An 18,418-nucleotide genomic window follows, 5' to 3' on the forward strand; every position below is an offset into this window, starting at 1 on the left:
TGGCTTAGGACTCCACCTTTTCTGGCACCATCACAAAGTCAAAAGGAGAACGCCAAACTGTATCACCGTCCTTATTTTCAACAAATGGGGCAACCAGCGTCGCCTTTACGCCGAAAACCGCATCAGACTTGAGGTATTCATCTTCGCCAACAAAGGTATGCGTCACGATTTTCTCATGGCCAGGCGCCGTCACCATGTAATGCATATGCGCAGGGCGGAAGGGGTGGCGATCGAGCTTGATCAGAAGTTTTCCAACCGGCCCATCATGGGGGATCGGATATGACACCGGCTTAATCCCCTTGAAGTGGTAGCACCCATCCGGGCCAGTCGTGAAGACACCCCGATTGTTCCACTTGGGCTGAATACCGGGTTGCTGAACGTCGTAGAAACCATCTTCGTTGTCGCACCAGACATCGATACGCGCACCTTCGATCGGGTTTCCTTCAAGGTCCAAGACCCGCCCCTCAAACAGGCAAGACTGTCCCTTGCCGTCCAATGAGATGTCGGCACCCATTTCGTATTCAGGGGCGTTTTCGACATGGAATGGGCCAAACACCGTGTTCTCGGTTGCGCCTTTCGGGCGTCGGTTATTGATTGCGTCTGTCAGCATCGAGAAACCCATGACATCGCTCAACAAGATAAATTCCTGCCGGTTTTCGTCACAGATTTGACCGGTTGCCGTAAGGAAATCGATTGCGATGTCCCACTCGTCCTGACGCAATTCGACGTCCTTGGCAAAAGCATGCAAATGCTTGATCAATGCACCCCAAATCTGTGCCAGACGGGCATCGGCATTTGAACCATTGCGCCCAAGCACGGCCTCAACAGATGACTCTTCAGTGAAATAGTCGATTTTGGAAAGATCAACCAAATTTGACATGGGTATACCTCTATATTTGTGTGTGTCAGCGCGCTTGGTTTTCTTCCGGGGGCAGCTGTCGCAGAGACAAAAGCTCAATTCCGGTTTTTTCAGTGAACACCCCCCACAATCCGCGCCGGGCGAATAGCATCACGGCAATCCCGAGACAGCCCAGAACGATCAGATAGACCGTGCCATAATCAGCAAGGGCCCGTTGCAGGAAATAGAACACGATCACACCGATGATCGGTCCCGGCAGTGTTCCGATTCCACCAATCACGGTTATAAAGATCACGAAAGCGGTCCAATCCACCACCGAGAATGCCGCCTCGGGTGTAACCCGTGTAATCTGAATGAACAGAAGTGCACCGCAAAGACCGGTACCAAAAGCCGTCAGCATGAACACCCAAGCTTTCAGACGCGTAGGATTAACACCGACTGACCGGGCAGCCTCTTCGTTGTCGCGCAGCGATTGCAGGCCCAGGCCCATTCGTGACTTTAGGAAAAGATACGCCGCAATAAGGGTTGCAAGGGCCAGGGTCAGTGCTAGCCAATAGGTCAAAGCGTCAGATGCGGCGGATGAACTACCACCCAACCAACTTTTGATCTCAGGCACGCCAAACATGGTTTTTGTGGTGCCTTTCGGCAATGAGGTGCCGGTACCGCCGCCAAGTGCTTTCCATTGGGCAAAGCAAAGGCGCGTTATCTCTGCGATGACCCATGTTCCGATGGCAAAATAGGCCCCGGCCAACCGGAATGAAAAGAAGGCCATTGGAATTGCCAGGATCATGGCAGTGATACCTCCAACGGCGATGCCAATCAGAGGATCCAGACCCAGCAGGATAACGCAGGCGAACATGGCATATGCACCAACGCCGACAAAAGCCTGCTGGCCCACGGATACCAACCCGGCAAATCCTGCAAGCAGATTCCAATTCTGCGCCAGGATCAAAAGCGTCAGCACGCCAAACAGATCTTGCACCAAGGCCCGGGAGCCAATGACAGGCACGAGAAACAAAAGTACGATGCCAGCAAGGCCAAAAAGCTGAAGCAAGCGGGTCATATTCTTTTGATCAGACACTGCGGGTACCTCAGTCTTTGGAACGTGGGAAAAGTCCGCGGGGGCGAACGAGAAGGACAGCGACAAATGCGATATGTCCCGACAGAATTTGCCATTCGGGGTTGATGGAAGCGCCCAAAGCCTGAGCGACACCGATAATCACCCCACCAGCCAAAGTGCCCCAAAGCGAGCCAAGCCCACCAATGATCACCGCCTCAAATGCGTAAAGAAGGCGTGCGGGGCCAATGCTGGGATCGAAATTGGCGCGAATGCCAAGATACAAGGCTGCAATCGTGGCAACTACCATCGCAATACCTGTAGCGACTGCAAAGACGTTATTGGGGCGGATCCCCATCAGACCCACGGTCTCGCGGTCGTCCGAAGTGGCTCGGAATGCACGCCCAAGCTTGGTTCTGTAGAAGATCTGGTTCAGCGCAAAGATAACCACAACAGCGGATACAAAGGTCAGCAAAGGCATCACCCCAACGGTAACCGGCCCCAGCGCCAAAGACTGTGCCTCGATGGGCCCGGCTGTCAGTTTCTGACTATCCGCTGTGAATATTTCCAGCAAACCATTCTGAATCACCACAGACAGGCCGAAAGTCACCAGCAAGGGCGGCAGGATATCGTCCCCCAGCACACGGTTCAGCAAATGGGTTTGCAGCCCCCACCCCACAGCAAACATGATAGGAAACGCGAGGATCACGGCAACAAACGGGCCGAGATTCAGAGCCGTGCCGATGGACAAAATGACAAATGCTGCCAGTACAATCAGATCACCATGTGCCAAGTTGACAAGGCGCATAACGCCAAACACCAGGCTAAGCCCGGCAGCGAACAGAGCATATAGGCCACCAAGCAAAATGCCCTGAATGAGTGTGTCGACTAAGATCATGCGCTTACCCCGAAATACGCGTTGTGAATCTCTTCTCGCGACAACTCGTCGGGCGTGCCCTGTAACGTCACGCGACCTTCCATCATGCAAAACACCCGGTCTGCAACTTTCATCGCTTGCCCAATATCTTGCTCAACGACGACAACAGAGGCTCCGCGCTCTTTGATCGTCGGGAACGAAGCATAGATTTCTTTGATGACAACAGGTGCAAGCCCAAGGCTGAGTTCGTCACAGAGCAAAAGATCCGGGTTTGACATCAACGCCCGACCAATCGCTACCATTTGCTGCTGACCACCGGATAATGCGGTACCCGGATGATCCCGGCGGTCCTTCAGTGCAGGAACGACTTCGTAAACACTCTCAAGGTTCCAGACCCCATTTCCGGTTCTGGTATGTGCCCCGATCAGAAGGTTTTCTTCCACCGTGAGAGAGGGAAACAACCGTCGCCCTTCCGGGACCATGGAAATCCCCCGCTCCAGCACCTCTGGTGCAGAGAGGTCACCAATGCTCTCACCCCGAAGTTTGATTGCGTCCGGTTTGTTCTTCAATAGACCCGTGATGGCACGCATCAGTGTGGATTTTCCTGCACCGTTCGCACCGATGATGGCAATCGTTTCGCCCTGCTTGATGTCGATATCGACACCAAACAGGGCCTGGAAATCACCGTAGTGAGCCGTAAGTCCGTGAGTGGATAATAGTGGCTCAGTCATACTTCAATCCCCAGATAGATTTCTCGGACCGCAGGGGCGTTCATGACCTCGTCAACCCCTCCGACCATGAGATTCTTACCGAAATTCAACACCATAAGACGATCGACAACCGAGTTGAGAGCATGCAGCACATGTTCAATCCAGATGATCGACGTACCCTGACTGTGGATGTTCTTGATCGTCTTGATCAGATCGACACACTCACCGTCGGTTAGACCTCCGGCAATTTCATCCAACAAGATCAGCTTTGGCGAGGTCGCCATAGCCCGCGCCAATTCCAGGCGCTTGCGCTGCAACAGTGATAGACCACCCGCCAAATCGCGTGCGCATGATTCAAGGCCGGTTTCAGACAAAATGGACATGCAAAATGTCCCTGCCTCGTATCCCCGATATTCTCCTCCGAACTGGGCGGCAACCATCAGGTTTTCGTAGACACTCAAATGCGCAAAAGGTTGTGGAATTTGGAACGACCGCCCGACCCCGGCATGAACTCTTTCCATGGGTGTCCGCTGAGTAACGTCCACACCCTCAAGAAAGACCTGCCCTTCATCCGGTTTGATGTTCCCGGCAATCAGATTGAACAGGGTCGACTTCCCTGCCCCATTGGGCCCGATAATTCCCAGAGCCTCCCCTGCCTGAACGTCCAGAGACACATCGTCCGTAACCTTCAAAGCCCCAAACGATTTGGATACTGATTTGAGTGTCAGGATAGACATTCGAATCTCCGAACAAAAGGAATTGGCACCGGGCCCGATTGGCCCGATGCTCAAAGGCGCTAGTTGAGGGTTTCGAGCGTACCGTCGAGCGGGATCTCGGGCGCGTTGCTGTTCTCAACGATCAGAAGTTCGAAATCACCACTGTCCTGGCGGCGCCACTGGCCACCGACCAGGGGTGTCTTGGCCACGTTTTTCTGCGCAAATGGTGGCAGGTTGTCTTTGCCCCAACCGATATGGCCAACCACTGTTTCCAGATCGGTGCTGGCAATCGCTTCAGCCAATGCATCTCCGTCTGTTGGGTCTTCGGTGCGCTGAATTGCGCTGGCCGCAACTTCGAAAAGGGCGTGTGTAAAGCCGACGGGTTGCGTCCATTTGCGCTTAGCCGCTGTTTCGAAACCGGCGGCCAGCTCAGCACTGGTTTCACCAGTCAGTGACGATTTGAAGGGGAACGAAGGTGTCCAGTAGACTTCGCAGGTCAAGTTGTTCCCGAGATCGCCAAGTTGCTGAACGCTTTCGGGAAACAACAATGCCTTGGCGATCGAAGCCATCTTTGGATTATAGCCCTGCTGTTTCGCCTGAGTCCAAAACGTGGTGAAATCCGGAGGGATCGGAATGCCCGTGAAAATTTCCGCGTTCGCATTTTTATAAGCGTTGATCTGCGCGCTGAAATCATCGGTCAGGTTTTGGTACCTACCCGGATCGATCAGCTGATATCCTGCAGCCGCTGCAGCCGGTGGCATGCCAACATCACTTGCCCAGGCGTTCCCGTCCCCATCATTGGGCCACAGCGCCCCTAGTACCTTGTTGCTTTCAATGCTGTTCCACATGTTCAGGAACACGGACACGTTGTCTTCCAGCCCCCAGAAGAAGTGGTAGACATAGTCGAATTCCTGCCAGCTGGACGGATCACCCGGATTGCCTTGCTGACCGATGAACCACGGCTGCCACGGAGCCACAGAAGAAATCACCGGGATTTCTTCGGCTTCTGCAATGGTGCAGACAGGGTTTGTAGTTTCAGGTGTCGATGCGACACAGATCAGATTGACCTCATCGCGGACAATCAATTCGCGCGCAACTTCGGCCGCACGGTTGGGATTGGATTGGCTGTCCTTGACGATCACTTCAACATTCAGACCGCTTGCGGCACTGTTCTTGATGAATTGTTCGATGACATAGTTGTCAGCCTCGGAAAATGCGCTGAGCGGGCCGGACTGCGGGCTGACATAGCCAATCTTAACCGTTCCGTTCTGGGCCAGGGCTGGCATCGCCAAGGCGGTGGCCCCGGCGGCCGCGCCTGTTTTCAGAAGTGTGCGTCGTGTCAGCATGTTGGTTTCCTCCCTGATGCATTTGATGGTATTTCAGGCTGTTACTCTGGTCGGCGACCTTCAAAGGCCTGCTGCAGCAATTCCCTGATAGCCTGACGTTCTATTGGGCGTGGATTCCAATAAGGATTCTGGGTCGCAATCTCGGTCGCGAGGTCCAGATCGACTGCCTTGACATTCAAATCGCGCAGTGCCAGCGGGGCATTCAGAGATTTCGCAAAATCCCACAATCCTCCGCCAATAGAACCACCGAACAGATCGGCGATCGGTTGCATCTCATCAACCGCAGCAGGCGCGTTATATGCGGCTGAGTGTGGCAACATGATCGCGTGCGTTTCCGCATGCGGCAGATCAAATGTCCCGCCCAGTGTGTGGCAAATCTTGTGGTGCAGAGCCATGCCCACAGTCCCCAGGACCGCGCCACAAAGCCAGGCACCATACAGTGCTTCGCTGCGTGCTTCGATGTTTTTTGGGTTCTCCACAATGCCGGGCAGAGCGTCTCGTAGCGCGCGAACACCTTCCGCTGCCATAAGCGAGGTCACCGGGTTGCGGTTTTCAGCGTAAACAGCCTCGACCGCATGCGCCATCGCATTCAGCCCCGACGTTACGCTCATGCCTACGGGCAAACCCACGGTCAATTCGGGATCATAAATCACAACTTCGGGCAGGATCTTGGCGTGACGGACAGTTGTCTTCAACCCATTTTCAGTCTGCCCGAGGATCGGCGTGACCTCTGATCCCGCGTAAGTGGTTGCAATCACGACCTGAGGGGTATCATTGCGATAGGCGATTGCCTTGCCGAGGCCGATAGTGGACCCTCCGCCCAAGGCAATAACACAGTCAGCATTCGCTGCTTCATAGGCAGCCATGGCTTTCTCAGTAACATCCACAGGCGTATGCATGGCCGCCTTTGAGAACACCCCAACGGCAAGTGAGCCCAGATCCGCAGCCAGTTTTTCAGCGTCATTCGCCTGAAATGGCGTCGACAAAACCAGTGCCCGGCTACAGCCCAAGCTGCAAACTTCTGCCGCAACATTGGTCGATGCTCCCAGCCCGAATACGATCCGCGCTGGATTTGCGTTGTAGGTAAACCCCGAAAACATGGCGCCCAACCTCACTCAGCGGCTACGGCAACGGCCGTATCCAGGTGCAATGCTGACATGACCTTGTCAAAACGAGATTGGAGATTTTCCGGTGTGTTGGCGGTAATAGCCACGTAAAAATCAGGACGTACCAAGACATATTTAGCGTCGATGTCTTCCAACCAGGCCTTATAGGTCCCTTCGGTGTCGACAACATCATGCTGCCCGCCTGGTGCACCAATCTGAACGCCGAAGCCTTCCAATTTTCCTAGTTGCTCACGCTGGGTTTCAGTCAATGCTGCAATCGGGTCCGCCTCATAACCGATCAGAACCCAACCCCGACCAACGGCCTGGTCAAAGCGACCGTTGTTTCCATTGTATTCGACAACGCCTTGCACAGAAAGTTCACCGGCATGAGCGCTTTCATCACACCAGACACCCTCGCCCAGATGGCAGATATCTGTCGGTACCGGCTGATTGTTCCGATGTTTCAGATCGGCGATCATACGCGCGTCGCGGTCAATCGCTTCCTTCTCATCACTGATACAGATGATGCTGCCCAGCTCCTGGCTGAAGTTGATGTAGTGTTTGGCGTGCTCAATGCGTTCTGAGGAGTAGCTTTCCAGCACTTCAAGCCCGGTCTTGCCCTCAAGAATGGCATTCAGACGCCAGCCCATCGCCACTGCATCGCGCAAACCAGCGCACATCCCTTCGCCAGCAAAGGGCGGCATCAGGTGTGCAGCGTCGCCGCCGATGAGGCACCGGCCGCTATGCCATTTCTTGGCCCAGCGGGCCTGAAAGCGATAAACTGCAGCGCGTTCCAATTCAGAGTTTTCCGGGGTCAGCCCCCAGGGCTTCAACAACCTCCAGGCATTTTCCTCTTTCTGAACTTCTTCCACAGACTCACCAGGGAGAACCATGAATTCCCAACGCCGGCGATCCGGGCCACCTTCGACAGGGCCGGGCCCGCCTGGCACAATCGTTGTTGGGCGTTTTGGATCGCACAGCTGCCACTGCGCCGGATCTTCCGGGCGTGAAGCGCAATAGTCGAACTGCGGGACCATATCCAGGATGAGCCAATCGAAGAAGTAACCCTTGTCTTCGTTCTCGATACCTAAGCTTTCGCGCACGAAACTGTTCGCGCCATCGGTTCCAACGGCGAATTTCGCGCGAATGACTTTGCGTTCTCCGTCGGGCCCAAATTCTTCGGGGTTTTGCTTAAGCGACAGCGACACGCCAGTGCTATCCTGATCCAGAGCAACGCCGTCCCAACCGCGCAAGATTGTTACGTCGGGGATTTCACCGGCAATCTTCAGCAAGCGCTTTTCAAGCAGCGGCTGGTTGAACCAGTAACGCACGCGCCAGCCGCTGGCTGATTGGCTCTGCCAGTCAACAATCTGCAGGTTCTGACCATCCCGGTTGCGCCAGTAATACAACTCATCATGACAGTTGATCGCTGAATCGGTTTCAGAATCGATTCCAAGGGACGCCAGAATGCGGGCAATCTCGTGGTCGTATGTAACCGCACGCGGCAGGCCGTAATGCGTGGACCACCGCTCAACCAGAGTGACCTTCTTCCCCTTCTGGCCCAGCAGAATGGCCAGCATGGTGCCAACCGGACCAGCACCTACAATTGCAACATCAGTATCGAAATCACTGTTGGTCGCGGGATGGGTCATCTTTGTCTCCTCCTAAGCCCTTAGCCGTTCAACCAGAGCCCTTAAACGGGCTGGGACGGCCAAAAAGTTACCTCTTCTTGACGCTAGATCGTTTTCGAATGCTCGTCAAGTTTGGATACTATTCGCTATTGGAGGCCACTCTTTCCAGTGAAGGTGAGAAATATTATTGTTTGTTTATCGTAAGTTATGATCGCATTCCGGCGTTTTAGGGTGAGATCCAAAAATACGACAGAAGCAATCCATAGGCTTCAACTTTCCCAATGGTTGTGAAAGAAGTTGTGGCAAAATTCAAAATTGAATATGATTCGATTATTGTCAGGCGGAACTCAAAATGAGCGAAATGATCCCCGTTAAGGAGGGCCGAGTTGCAAAGCGTCAGCGTCGAAATAAACAGGCGCTGATTGGGGCTGCTCGTGAAATCATGTCCGAGCGCGGCGTCGATGCCGCGACCATGTTGGAGATTGCCGAAAAGGCAGATGTCGGCGCTGGCACAGTCTATAGCTATTTCAAATCGAAAGACGAATTGGCAATCGCCGTTTTGGAAACCCTGATGCATGATCTGGCGTTGAGGATCGAAGAGGTCACGGACACGTTCGACGACCCCGCCCAGGTCTACGCCTTTGGTATTAGAACCGTGCTCGATACAGCAACAGGCGACACGCACTGGAAACAGCTTTTGCACAGATCTGAGGTCATATCAGACACGATGTTCCGGATGATGGGTCCCTTCGCCATTCGCGACTTGAGGCGGGCCTCACAGGCCGGTCGATTTCAGGTCTCTGATGCCGAGCTGGTCTGGAGGTTGACCACACATGCCCTGATTGGTGCCGCCCTTGCGATAACCAATGACAATGTCCCTCACAGCAGCAAAAGCCAAATCATCACCCAACTTTTGTGCATGACGGGAATTGGCAAGAATGCAGCGGTTGAGCTGGCTGCGCGTCCACGTCCGGAAATCAGTGGTCAATAGCACCTACGCTTCAACGCCTACTGCCCAAGCATGAGGTTCGGCAGCCACAAGGTCAACGCAGGGAAGAAAACGACCAGGGCCAGCAAGACAGCCAATGCGATTAGGAACACTCCGGCTTCACGCACGACCTGACCAACTCTGGCACCAGACTGGGCAGCGGTCACGAACAGCAAAATGCCAACCGGTGGAGTAACCAGACCAATCGCACCGGCCAGGACCACCACAAGTCCAAACTGAACTATATCCACCCCCGCCATGATCGCTGTAGGTGCCACAATCGGGGCCACAACGATTGTGATGATCACCGGGTCCAGTACCGTCCCCAGAATCAGCATAAAAACCGCCACAAGCGCCAAAAACATTGTCGGAGTGGGCTGAATCCCATTCACCATTGAAACGAATTGCGCCCCAACCCCCATGCGTGCGGTGATCCAGATGAATGCACCGGACACACTGACGATGATCAGGACCTTGGCGCTGTCAATCGCCGCATCCCCAAGCGCCGCACAAAAGCTGCGCAGCGTCGTCTCGCGATAAATGAGAAGTGAGACAATTATCGAATACAGTACGGCAATCGAACCAATTTCTGAAACAGTTGCGAAGCCAGATACCATCCCTCCAATGACGACAACTGGCAGGATCAGCGCAAGGATACTGCGCCGCAATGCGACCCAAACCGCACGCCAGCCCTGCCAACGCTGAGCGGGATATCCGCGCTTGATCGAAACGACGATCGATACGCCCAAAAGGAAAATCCCCATGAGAATCCCGGGCAAAATCGCAGCCACGAAATGTCGCGTGATATCTGCACCCGTAAACAGCGCAAAAACGACCATCGGAATTGAGGGGGGAATGACAATTCCGATGGTCGCAGAGGCTGCAGTCACCGCCGCCGCGTAGGCAGGGCTATACCCATCGCGTTTCATTGCGGGGATCATTACTGATCCAACTGCGGCGACATCAGCTATGGCAGAGCCTGAGATACCGGCGAAAATCATGCTCGACCCGATATTGGCATGGCTCAATCCACCCCGGATATGCGCCAACAGAGTCCGGGCGAGATCCAGCAATCGCGCACTCATGCCTCCGGCGTTCATGATTGTGCCAACAGCCATGAAGTAGACCAGCGCCGTAAAGGCGGAATTGTCGAGGCCCTGAACCAATCCCTGCACCACGACCGAGGGGCGCATGATCGGTGCATAGACAAACGCAAAAGCTACGACCGAAAGTGCCATCGCATAAAACACCGGAAACCGTAGCAGCATCAGGACAATCATTACGGCTACGGTAAACGCAGTCTCTAACACGGCTTCAGTCCTTTTGAACGAGTGCCGTGATACTGACCAAGATCAGTAAAAACGACCCCACCATCACTGGAAAGAACTTCTGGTTTGCATGCGCGCCAGGTATTGATGTCAGATCAATCTGCGCATAGCGGGCCGCAGCCTCAGACGCGTGATACAACAGGAACCCACCGCTCACCGCCATGGAAAGCTGTAAAACAATTTGCCCTACCCTGCGCAGGGACCGGATGTTTGGCACAGGTATGAAATCGACGGATATATGCGAACGTTTCATCCACAACAGCGGGGCGCCCAGCCAAGCCAACCACATCAACCCGATTGTTGAAACATCTCTTGCCCAAGGCAACCCCAGCGCAAAAAAGTAGCGCAGAATGACCTGCGTAGACTCCAGCAACACCAACCCGACCAAAAGCCCCCCCAGCACAGCCCGCAAAAACCATGTAAGGGAGGTGTCGATCTGTTTAGACCAATCAACGACGTGCAACATGAACCTCAGAGACCTCTGATCTGGTCGTACAACCCAGCGGGCCACATCTCTCCGTCAAGTTTTTCGATGACTGGGGCTATGGCCTCCTGAAAGGCCTCAATATCCGGCGTCGAAATCGTGACACCACGCTCCGCCGCAAGCGCCTGAGCGGCCTCCATCCGGGCTTCTCCGGCCGCGTTTATAGTCGCAGAAGTGACAGTTGCGGCTTCGGTCACCCAACCCTTTTGCTCCTCTGTAAGTGTGTCCCACTTTCCGCCTGACATCCAAAGCCCCATGCCGGCATGGACGGTATTGATTGGCGCGTAGTAGGGACTGGCCTCATCATAGCCCGCGTCAAGGTAGTCTACGAGACCTTGATCTTGACCATCTACCGTTCCGGTTTTTAAAGCGATCATAAGTTCGGGCGACGGGATCGGTGTCGGCACCGCACCAAACGCTTCATAGGTGGCTACGATAGCCGGGTGCATGGCCACACGCACCCTTTGGCCCGAAAGGTCTTCGGGTTTGACAACTTCAATATCACGAGTGGAAACCGCACGTGGATAGCGATCGCCAACATACCCGACATAATGAATTCCGGTCGCAGTGTCAGCGCGGTCCATCATGGCCTTGAACAGCTCGCTTTCTGTAAACCGGTGTAGATGCGCTTGATCTTCAAACAGATAAGGCGCGAAGAGTACTGAAAAGTCCGACGCTTCCTTCATGAAGCTGACGCCGACAAGTTCAAACAGATGCAGATCCAGATCACCGGCTCGCAGTTGAGCCCAGTGATCCGGAATACCCCCCATTGCGCCGCCGCCGACAATATCCACGGCAACCGTTCCGCCGGATAGGGTGTCCAGTGTCTCGGCAAAAATCTCGGCGCTTTCCTGAAACACCGAATTCGTTGGTGCGGTATGACCTAACAAAAGTGTGACATCTGCTGCATATGCAGCGCCTGCGCTTAACGTCAGTGATGCAATAGTACCGTTCATCAATCTCGCAAGCATTCCCATGAGTTTTCCCCTCCGTATTCGGTTTCAAACAACCCTGAATTAATCCAATCGGCATCTCTCTAAACTGGACAGCCATTGGCGCGGTTGTTTCCTGGGCCGATCTCAGAATTCACATTGGGCGCATCAGAGATGTGGCAAGCCTTGCAAGCTGACGGCACATCGATAGCGTTGTTCTGCATTTCGAACCTATTAGCCAAAACGGCCCCCAATTCGGCTAACGATTGTAGCCTAATGTCGTAGAAAACATTGTGTGAAATACATAATTTTTGCCCCTTTGATACCCTATTGGATATGTATCAAATAACTACTAAGAGGTTGCCGAAATGGAAATCCCGAGACAGCTCCCAAACCTAGTGAGCGAGGACAAGGCACTCAATCTAACCTGAGGAATCCGCCTTAGGTCGGTCATCCTGGCCAGTCTGACGCATCGCGCTTGTCAAAAAAGATGCAAAACTTCGGTTTTTGTGCAGACTAGAAAAGAAACCGAAGGGAGAATGCGCATGTGCCAGGTATTTGCCGGTCAAGACCCGGAACGTTATGCGAGCGCAACGCGACGCATTCGTATTAATGGCCAAAGCACGAGCATCAGACTCGAAAACGCATTTTGGCAAGTCATTGATACGATTGCGGATAATGACGGGATGACGACACCGGTTTTCATCTCGAAGCTGCATAGCGAAGTTCTGGAGCTTCGCGGAGAACCCGTTAATTTTACGTCGCTTTTACGCTGTGCCTGTTTGAAATTCATGGAGATTTCTACCCATGATGAACAGCCAGCGGTAGCCGCGGAATAACCTCGGAGTCTTAGAATATAAATTCTGCAGGGTAGTAAGCCTATACTACCTGCCTAGCCAATGATGGTCTGTAGACTGCTTCTGTCACAACAGAAGGGGGAAGCGGGCTTTGGCAAAAGCAATACACTCGATGATACGTGTTCTGAACGAGGCACGATCCGTCAGCTTCTACGACACAGCATTCGGCCTCAAAGTCGCCGATCGTCTTGATTTCGAGAATTTTACGCTCGTTTATCTCAGCAACCCTGAAAGCAGTTTCGAGCTGGAACTGACCATTAACAAAGGCCAGACCGAAGCCTATGAGCTTGGAAATGGCTACGGCCATTTTGCGGTGTCTGTCGACAACCTTGATGAAGAACATGCGCGGTTCGAACGCGAAGGGTTATCTCCACGTAAGCTCGTCGAGTTTGCCCCGGACGGCAGACTTGTCGGCCGCTTCTTCTTTGTCACCGACCCGGATGGCTATGAGATTGAAGTTCTCGAACGGTCCGGTCGCTTTCAGTAAAATCAAAGGGAGGAAAAGATGGAGAGTTTAAAACGCCGAAAGGGGCTGACACGTCGACAGCTTTTGTCCAATGCGACAGCAATAGGCGCGTCCTTCGTCGTCGGTGCAACATTCATCGCCGCACCAAACGCAGCCTGGGCCGTCGAAACGTCAGTTCTAAAGCCCGAGACATTTGCAACGCTGGTTCAGATGGCACGCGATATCTACCCGCACGACAAAGTGGGTGACGAATTCTACGTGGTCGCGGTCAAAGGATATGACACCGACGAAGCCGCAGCATCTGTCGAGGCCGGTATAGACGCCCTGAACGCGGCTGCACAGGGCAAGGGATATGACAGCTACCTGGACACCGGCTGGGAACGCGATCGCGTCGATATTCTGCGCAGCATGGAAGATAGCCCGTTTTTCCAGACAGTTCGCGGTGGTCTTGTGACCGGTCTTTACAACCAAAAAGCCGTTTGGCCAATTTTTGGGTATGAGGGCTCCTCTTTCGAGTTCGGGGGGTACATCGACCGAGGCTTCAACGACATCAACTGGCTTTAAAGGGAGAGATGGCACCATGACGGCACCTTTTGATCTCACCGACGACAGCGTTGTTGTCGTAATTGGAACCGGCGCTGGCGGCGGCGTTCTGTCAAACGAATTGGCGCAGAAAGGTATTAGTGTTGTCGCGCTCGAAGCTGGCGGGCGATACCTGCCAGAAGATTATGTAAATGACGAATGGGAAAGTTTCGGCCAGCTTGCCTGGGTCGACCCTCGAACGACATCGGGTGACTGGCGTGTTGCAAAGGATTTTTCTGGCCTGCCTGCCTGGATCGTCAAGGCCGTTGGCGGCACCACAACGCATTGGGCCGGAGCGTCGCTGCGCTTTCAGGACCACGAGTGGAAGGCCGCGACGACCTATGGTGACGTTCAGGGTGCAAACCTATTGGACTGGCCCATCGACCCGCGCGAGTTGGATGATTACTATACCAAAGCCGAAAACAAACTGGGTGTGACCCGAACCGGAGATCGTGCCGGCTTGCCGGGAAACAACAACTATCTCGTCTTCGAAAAAGGCGCAAAGGCGCTTGGGTACGAGCAGGTTAATACCGGTCGTATGGCAATCAACTCTGCCGAAACCGAAGATCGCTTGGCCTGCCAACAAACCGGGTTTTGTTTTCAAGGATGTAAGTGGGGTGCGAAATGGTCCGCAGCGTACACTGATATCCCAGCAGGCGAGGCCACCGGCAACCTAGAGGTGCGCGAAAACTCCCATGTCGCACGCATCCTGCACAATGATGAAGGCAAAGTCACCGGCGTCGAATACTTCGACAAAGATGGCAATCTTCAGATGCAACAGGCCCGTGTAGTTTGTGTTGCGGGCAACTCGTTCGAAAGCCCGAGAATGCTTTTGAACTCTGCCTCTTCGATGTTCCCTGACGGTTTGGCAAACAGCTCTGGCCAGGTGGGGCGGAACTATATGCGTCACATGACCGGTTCGGTCTATGCTGTCTTCGATCAACCCGTGAAAATGTGGCGCGGCACCACGATGGCAGGGATCATCCAAGATGAATCACGTCATGATCCAAGTCGCGGTTTTGTCGGCGGTTATGAACTTGAAACTCTGGCTCTTGGGTTGCCATTCATGGCGGCCTTCTTGGATCCGGGCGCTTGGGGCCGTGAATTCACATCAGCTTTGGATTCATACGAGAATATGGCCGGTATGTGGATCGTTGGCGAAGACATGCCACAAGAAACAAACCGCGTTACGCTCAACCACGAAGTGAAAGACCAGCATGGACTGCCAGTCGTGAATGTACATTTCGATGATCACCCAAATGACATTGCAATGCGCAATCACGCCTATGCGCAAGGCGCTGCTGTCTATGAAGCGGTTGGTGCGACACGGGTCTTCCCGACGCCACCTTACCCCTCCACCCATAACCTCGGGACAAATCGAATGTCCGAGAATCCGCGGGACGGCGTGGTGAATAAATGGGGCCAGACCCATGACATTTCCAACCTCTTCATCTCGGATGGTTCGCAGTTCACAACCGGCGCTGCCGAGAACCCGACACTCACCATTGTGGCTCTTGCCATCCGTCAAGCCGACCACCTTGCCGAACAAATGTCAGCGGGTAACCTCTGAAACTTTATTTGCGTGCCCGGGCAATCCGGGCACCAAAACATTATATTTGGATCGCATTATTTCAGCGTGAATCCGCTGGATTTTGAAGATACAAGAAAAACTATGCCAGAGCCCATGTTTTTAAGGGCATTTCATCGTTGTATTCGGTGCTCAGCCTAGACTCAGAAGGCTGAAATCGCTAGTTTAAGATACATAATAAAAAGCCAAAATAGCACGCGGACAAACATATCGCTTTTTGTCACGGTTGTTGCCCCGTTGTTTTTTTGGCGAACCGAACAAACAGGGAACTGCGAGATTAGGCATGGTTGATATTTTCTCGAAAAAAGACGGCCCGCGCCGTGAAGACCAAGACGCAAGGCGCCTTCTGCAAGGGAACGGCGCAACCATTCGTCGATTAGCAGATCAAATCAGCGGCGGCGGATACTCTCGCTCCCGCGCTGCCATGGCAAACGCCAAAAAAGAACCAGAGCCGGAGGGCCTGAACATCCATGTCTTTGGCGGTCCATCTGCGCCCTCGGAACTAAATCCCGTCGTTCGCATCAGTACAAATGAACGTGTTTTTGTTATGGATGCGAACTCTGGTAAACAAATGGAGTTCCTAGGACAAATACGCGTAAATGATGGCGTAAAGTTCTTTGCTCTGGCGACCAAAGAAAATGGGTTTGTATCTCCACTCCCCGATGATGTCACAGAGGTTTTGAGCGACCTGAACAACATCGTAATCGAGTCTGATGAAATAAAGGAAAAGCTCGCAGATGTCATAACACGTCGTCTCGAACTTTGAGGCCATCCCAGAAGTAGCCGTTTTTTGAACCGCCTATCTATTAGAGGTGGTGTCAGTGAAAGAAAAACATGCGAAACAGATCCTCCACCTTCCCCAAAACCCCCCTCACGCAAGTCAGCAACGACAGCGACCAAAGAGCGACAATGAACGCTTGGGAAGCTTTCGTCGACACTGGGCGAAAGTCCGAAGAAGTCGAGAAAACCGTAAGACGGGAAATTCTGGACTCGTGGACGAGGTGCACAGATTTAGGCATCAACGCACTGACGCCGGCGGGCACACCGCAAAAAATTGGCGACGAACGCGTAGACGAATTGAAGCGGAAAAACGCTTCTTTATGCCGTGCTGCGCGCTCGGCTTTTTTGCGGCTTGGCCCCCATTTGTCAGAGTCCGGTGCTGTCCTTCTTTTGACCGACCGAAACGGAACAATAATCGATGCCATTGGTGATGATAAAACCCTGGACGAAGGGCGTGATATCCAACTGGAAGTAGGCGGTGTCTGGGACGAAAATGTCATTGGCACAAACGGTATCGGCACAGCTTTGCGCACAGGAAAACCAACCTATGTGCACGCGTCAGAACACTTCTGTCAGGGCATCAAATCCTGGACCTGTGCCGGTGTTCCGATCTTTGATCCGCTTGACCGGCAAGTCTTAGGGGTCGTCGATCTGTCGGGACCACTGGATATTTTTCGCCCCCATAATTTAGCGCTGGTTGTGGCCGCCGCAAAAGAAATTGAAATCGCTCTGGCAGAACAACAAAGGGAAGAACGAACCAATTTGCTTGAGGCATTTATCGATTTGCAAAAGCCGCGCAGCACAGACGACACTGTCGTCTTGCTGGATTCAACCGGCCGGATTGTTTTCAGTCGAAATACCGAGGTTGAACCTATTCTGAAAACTGGCGGCCTACCGATCGGAAAACAGCTTTTGTCCTGGACGCCAGATATGACGGACGGGGATCTGGTCGCAGCATTACCATCTTCACTGAGCGGTATTGAGATAGATATTCTTAAGTCCGGAACGCAGATTCAAGGCGCGGCACTAATACTTCCAGAGAAAAGAACTTCCCCGACACCTACACGATCCACTGGGATCACTATTCGGCCACGGCATGGCGTTGAAGAAGACGAGATCCAAATTCTCGGCGAATGTCCTAAGATGTTGGAAGCTATCGAATTCGCCCACCGGGCCGCAAAGGCAAACGTCACGGTTCTTGTTCAGGGCGAAACAGGCGTTGGAAAAGAACTGTTCGCCCGTCTCATCCACAGCCATCACGCCGATAAAAAAGCCCCCTTCATTGCCGTCAACTGTGCAGCGATTTCGGGTGAACTTATCGGGGGTGAACTGTTCGGCCATGTTGCCGGGGCCTTTACCGGTGCCTTACGTGAAGGTCGGCCCGGAAAGTTTGAGCTGGCAAATGGCGGTGTCCTTTGCCTGGACGAAGTTGGCGACATGCCACCCGAGCTGCAAACATATCTGCTGCGCACGCTAGAGCAGAGGGCGCTTTATCGAATTGGCTGTGACAAACGCCGTCCGATTGACGTTCAACTGGTGGCGGTGACAAACAGAAACCTTCGGCAAGATATCGAAGCCGGCCGGTTCCGCAGGGATCTTTTCTATCGAATTGGCACCATAGTCATCGATGTACCTCCACTGCGTGAACGTGGGCGGGACATCGTCTTGCTGACTGAACATTTCAATCAAAAACTGTCGGCGAATTTTGATCGTGAACCGCTGCAATTTGATCAAGATGCCATGGCCGCTCTTCAAAGCTATCATTGGCCTGGAAATGTCCGTGAATTGCGCAACATAGTCGAACGGCTTTGCCTGTTGCACGGTACCGCAAGGGTATCTTTCGCCGATCTACCCGAAGAGATTTCCAGCCCCGAACCAAGCGACAGCATGTTTGGGAATACACCCCGGAATGTATCCACCAATTTCAATCTGCATGGAATCGAATCCGAAGCCATCCAACGTGCCATTGAGCAGGAAAATGGGAACCTGACGAAGGTGGCTCAATCACTCGGAATTTCGCGCCCAACTTTGTACCGGAAGATAAACCTGTACGGTCTTGGCCGCGGGAAATAATAGATGCGGCGACAGATCAGATCTGCCGCCGCATTTAG

General features: G+C 53.4%; 18 protein-coding genes. 7 read left to right on the top strand and 11 right to left on the bottom strand.

All coding sequences use genetic code 11. The annotated features are described in order from the left end of the window. Window positions 1-4: 4 nt before the first annotated feature. From AC2FLB_RS08615 to mhpA, 8 genes are read right to left on the bottom strand one after another with little or no spacing between them, the layout of a single operon-like run. Window positions 5-880 carry a dioxygenase family protein gene (locus AC2FLB_RS08615; RefSeq protein WP_496703059.1) on the bottom strand — a complete coding sequence of 292 codons (876 nt, stop codon included), beginning with the start codon at window positions 878-880 and terminating at the stop codon, window positions 5-7. 25 nt (window positions 881-905) lie between these two features. After that, window positions 906-1,922, bottom strand: coding sequence for a branched-chain amino acid ABC transporter permease (locus tag AC2FLB_RS08620; RefSeq protein ID WP_496709063.1), 1,017 nt, complete (start codon window positions 1,920-1,922; stop codon window positions 906-908). A 28-nt stretch (window positions 1,923-1,950) separates the two neighbouring features. Beyond that, on the bottom strand, window positions 1,951-2,814 hold the full coding sequence (locus AC2FLB_RS08625; RefSeq protein WP_496709064.1) for a branched-chain amino acid ABC transporter permease: 864 nt from the start codon (window positions 2,812-2,814) through the stop codon (window positions 1,951-1,953). Further along, the gene (locus tag AC2FLB_RS08630) at window positions 2,811-3,524 is read right to left on the bottom strand and encodes an ABC transporter ATP-binding protein (RefSeq protein ID WP_496709065.1); all 714 of its coding nucleotides are present in this window, start codon (window positions 3,522-3,524) and stop codon (window positions 2,811-2,813) included. The genes AC2FLB_RS08625 and AC2FLB_RS08630 overlap by 4 nt, the downstream gene beginning before the upstream one ends. Next, window positions 3,521-4,240 carry an ABC transporter ATP-binding protein gene (locus AC2FLB_RS08635; RefSeq protein ID WP_496709066.1) on the bottom strand — a complete coding sequence of 240 codons (720 nt, stop codon included), beginning with the start codon at window positions 4,238-4,240 and terminating at the stop codon, window positions 3,521-3,523. The genes AC2FLB_RS08630 and AC2FLB_RS08635 overlap by 4 nt, the downstream gene beginning before the upstream one ends. A 59-nt stretch (window positions 4,241-4,299) precedes the next feature. After that, the gene (locus AC2FLB_RS08640; RefSeq protein WP_496702034.1) at window positions 4,300-5,565 is read right to left on the bottom strand and encodes an ABC transporter substrate-binding protein; all 1,266 of its coding nucleotides are present in this window, start codon (window positions 5,563-5,565) and stop codon (window positions 4,300-4,302) included. 41 nt (window positions 5,566-5,606) lie between these two features. Next, window positions 5,607-6,680, bottom strand: coding sequence for a maleylacetate reductase (locus AC2FLB_RS08645; RefSeq protein ID WP_496709067.1), 1,074 nt, complete (start codon window positions 6,678-6,680; stop codon window positions 5,607-5,609). Next, window positions 6,677-8,323, bottom strand: a complete 1,647-nt coding sequence (mhpA, locus tag AC2FLB_RS08650; RefSeq protein ID WP_496709068.1) for a bifunctional 3-(3-hydroxy-phenyl)propionate/3-hydroxycinnamic acid hydroxylase MhpA — start codon at window positions 8,321-8,323, stop codon at window positions 6,677-6,679. The genes AC2FLB_RS08645 and mhpA overlap by 4 nt, the downstream gene beginning before the upstream one ends. Window positions 8,324-8,654: 331 nt before the next feature. Between mhpA and AC2FLB_RS08655 the strand changes: the two genes are divergently transcribed. Further along, complete coding sequence (locus tag AC2FLB_RS08655; RefSeq protein ID WP_496702039.1) at window positions 8,655-9,293, top strand: TetR/AcrR family transcriptional regulator; 639 nt, start codon at window positions 8,655-8,657, stop codon at window positions 9,291-9,293. Window positions 9,294-9,310: 17 nt separating this feature from the next. Here AC2FLB_RS08655 and AC2FLB_RS08660 read toward each other — a convergent pair whose 3' ends face one another. Genes AC2FLB_RS08660 through AC2FLB_RS08670 form a run of 3 tightly spaced genes read right to left on the bottom strand, consistent with a single transcriptional unit; the run spans window position 9,311 to window position 12,058 of the window. Further along, entirely contained in the window at window positions 9,311-10,600 is a 1,290-nt protein-coding gene (locus tag AC2FLB_RS08660) for a TRAP transporter large permease (RefSeq protein WP_496709069.1), read from the bottom strand. Window positions 10,601-10,604: 4 nt separating this feature from the next. Further along, window positions 10,605-11,084 (bottom strand): TRAP transporter small permease, encoded by a 480-nt coding sequence (locus AC2FLB_RS08665; protein WP_496703044.1) that lies wholly within the window; start codon window positions 11,082-11,084, stop codon window positions 10,605-10,607. Window positions 11,085-11,089: 5 nt separating this feature from the next. Next, the gene (locus AC2FLB_RS08670) at window positions 11,090-12,058 is read right to left on the bottom strand and encodes a TRAP transporter substrate-binding protein (protein WP_496709070.1); all 969 of its coding nucleotides are present in this window, start codon (window positions 12,056-12,058) and stop codon (window positions 11,090-11,092) included. A gap of 521 nt (window positions 12,059-12,579) precedes the next feature. On the opposite strand from AC2FLB_RS08670, the gene AC2FLB_RS08675 reads away from it, so the two are divergent. From AC2FLB_RS08675 to AC2FLB_RS08700, 6 genes are all read left to right on the top strand, one after another. Next, window positions 12,580-12,873: a ribbon-helix-helix domain-containing protein gene (locus AC2FLB_RS08675; RefSeq protein WP_496697140.1), complete on the top strand. Its 294-nt coding sequence runs from the start codon at window positions 12,580-12,582 to the stop codon at window positions 12,871-12,873. Between the two features lie 109 nt (window positions 12,874-12,982). Beyond that, a complete protein-coding gene (locus tag AC2FLB_RS08680; RefSeq protein WP_496709071.1) occupies window positions 12,983-13,378 on the top strand; it encodes a VOC family protein in 396 nt (131 codons plus the stop codon). A gap of 18 nt (window positions 13,379-13,396) precedes the next feature. Beyond that, on the top strand, window positions 13,397-13,921 hold the full coding sequence (locus tag AC2FLB_RS08685) for a twin-arginine translocation signal domain-containing protein (protein ID WP_496697144.1): 525 nt from the start codon (window positions 13,397-13,399) through the stop codon (window positions 13,919-13,921). A gap of 16 nt (window positions 13,922-13,937) precedes the next feature. Beyond that, window positions 13,938-15,509 (top strand): GMC family oxidoreductase, encoded by a 1,572-nt coding sequence (locus AC2FLB_RS08690; protein ID WP_496703037.1) that lies wholly within the window; start codon window positions 13,938-13,940, stop codon window positions 15,507-15,509. A 301-nt stretch (window positions 15,510-15,810) separates the two neighbouring features. Beyond that, window positions 15,811-16,293, top strand: a complete 483-nt coding sequence (locus AC2FLB_RS08695; protein ID WP_496705251.1) for a hypothetical protein — start codon at window positions 15,811-15,813, stop codon at window positions 16,291-16,293. A 143-nt stretch (window positions 16,294-16,436) separates the two neighbouring features. Further along, complete coding sequence (locus tag AC2FLB_RS08700; RefSeq protein ID WP_496697150.1) at window positions 16,437-18,380, top strand: sigma-54-dependent Fis family transcriptional regulator; 1,944 nt, start codon at window positions 16,437-16,439, stop codon at window positions 18,378-18,380. Window positions 18,381-18,418 lie beyond the last annotated feature (38 nt).

The organism is Ruegeria sp. CDSA236 (assembly GCF_059611285.1).

Excerpts from the sequence above, each read along its gene's own strand:
- AC2FLB_RS08615 (WP_496703059.1), bottom strand. The coding sequence starts at position 880 with ATGTCAAATTTGGTTGATCTTTCCAAAATCGACTATTTCACTGAAGAG.
- AC2FLB_RS08620 (WP_496709063.1), bottom strand. The coding sequence starts at position 1,922 with ATGACCCGCTTGCTTCAGCTTTTTGGCCTTGCTGGCATCGTACTTTTG.
- AC2FLB_RS08625 (WP_496709064.1), bottom strand. The coding sequence starts at position 2,814 with ATGATCTTAGTCGACACACTCATTCAGGGCATTTTGCTTGGTGGCCTA.
- AC2FLB_RS08630 (WP_496709065.1), bottom strand. The coding sequence starts at position 3,524 with ATGACTGAGCCACTATTATCCACTCACGGACTTACGGCTCACTACGGT.
- AC2FLB_RS08635 (WP_496709066.1), bottom strand. The coding sequence starts at position 4,240 with ATGTCTATCCTGACACTCAAATCAGTATCCAAATCGTTTGGGGCTTTG.
- AC2FLB_RS08640 (WP_496702034.1), bottom strand. The coding sequence starts at position 5,565 with ATGCTGACACGACGCACACTTCTGAAAACAGGCGCGGCCGCCGGGGCC.
- mhpA (WP_496709068.1), bottom strand. The coding sequence starts at position 8,323 with ATGACCCATCCCGCGACCAACAGTGATTTCGATACTGATGTTGCAATT.
- AC2FLB_RS08655 (WP_496702039.1), top strand. The coding sequence starts at position 8,655 with ATGAGCGAAATGATCCCCGTTAAGGAGGGCCGAGTTGCAAAGCGTCAG.
- AC2FLB_RS08665 (WP_496703044.1), bottom strand. The coding sequence starts at position 11,084 with ATGTTGCACGTCGTTGATTGGTCTAAACAGATCGACACCTCCCTTACA.
- AC2FLB_RS08670 (WP_496709070.1), bottom strand. The coding sequence starts at position 12,058 with ATGAACGGTACTATTGCATCACTGACGTTAAGCGCAGGCGCTGCATAT.
- AC2FLB_RS08675 (WP_496697140.1), top strand. The coding sequence starts at position 12,580 with ATGTGCCAGGTATTTGCCGGTCAAGACCCGGAACGTTATGCGAGCGCA.
- AC2FLB_RS08685 (WP_496697144.1), top strand. The coding sequence starts at position 13,397 with ATGGAGAGTTTAAAACGCCGAAAGGGGCTGACACGTCGACAGCTTTTG.
- AC2FLB_RS08690 (WP_496703037.1), top strand. The coding sequence starts at position 13,938 with ATGACGGCACCTTTTGATCTCACCGACGACAGCGTTGTTGTCGTAATT.
- AC2FLB_RS08695 (WP_496705251.1), top strand. The coding sequence starts at position 15,811 with ATGGTTGATATTTTCTCGAAAAAAGACGGCCCGCGCCGTGAAGACCAA.
- AC2FLB_RS08700 (WP_496697150.1), top strand. The coding sequence starts at position 16,437 with ATGAACGCTTGGGAAGCTTTCGTCGACACTGGGCGAAAGTCCGAAGAA.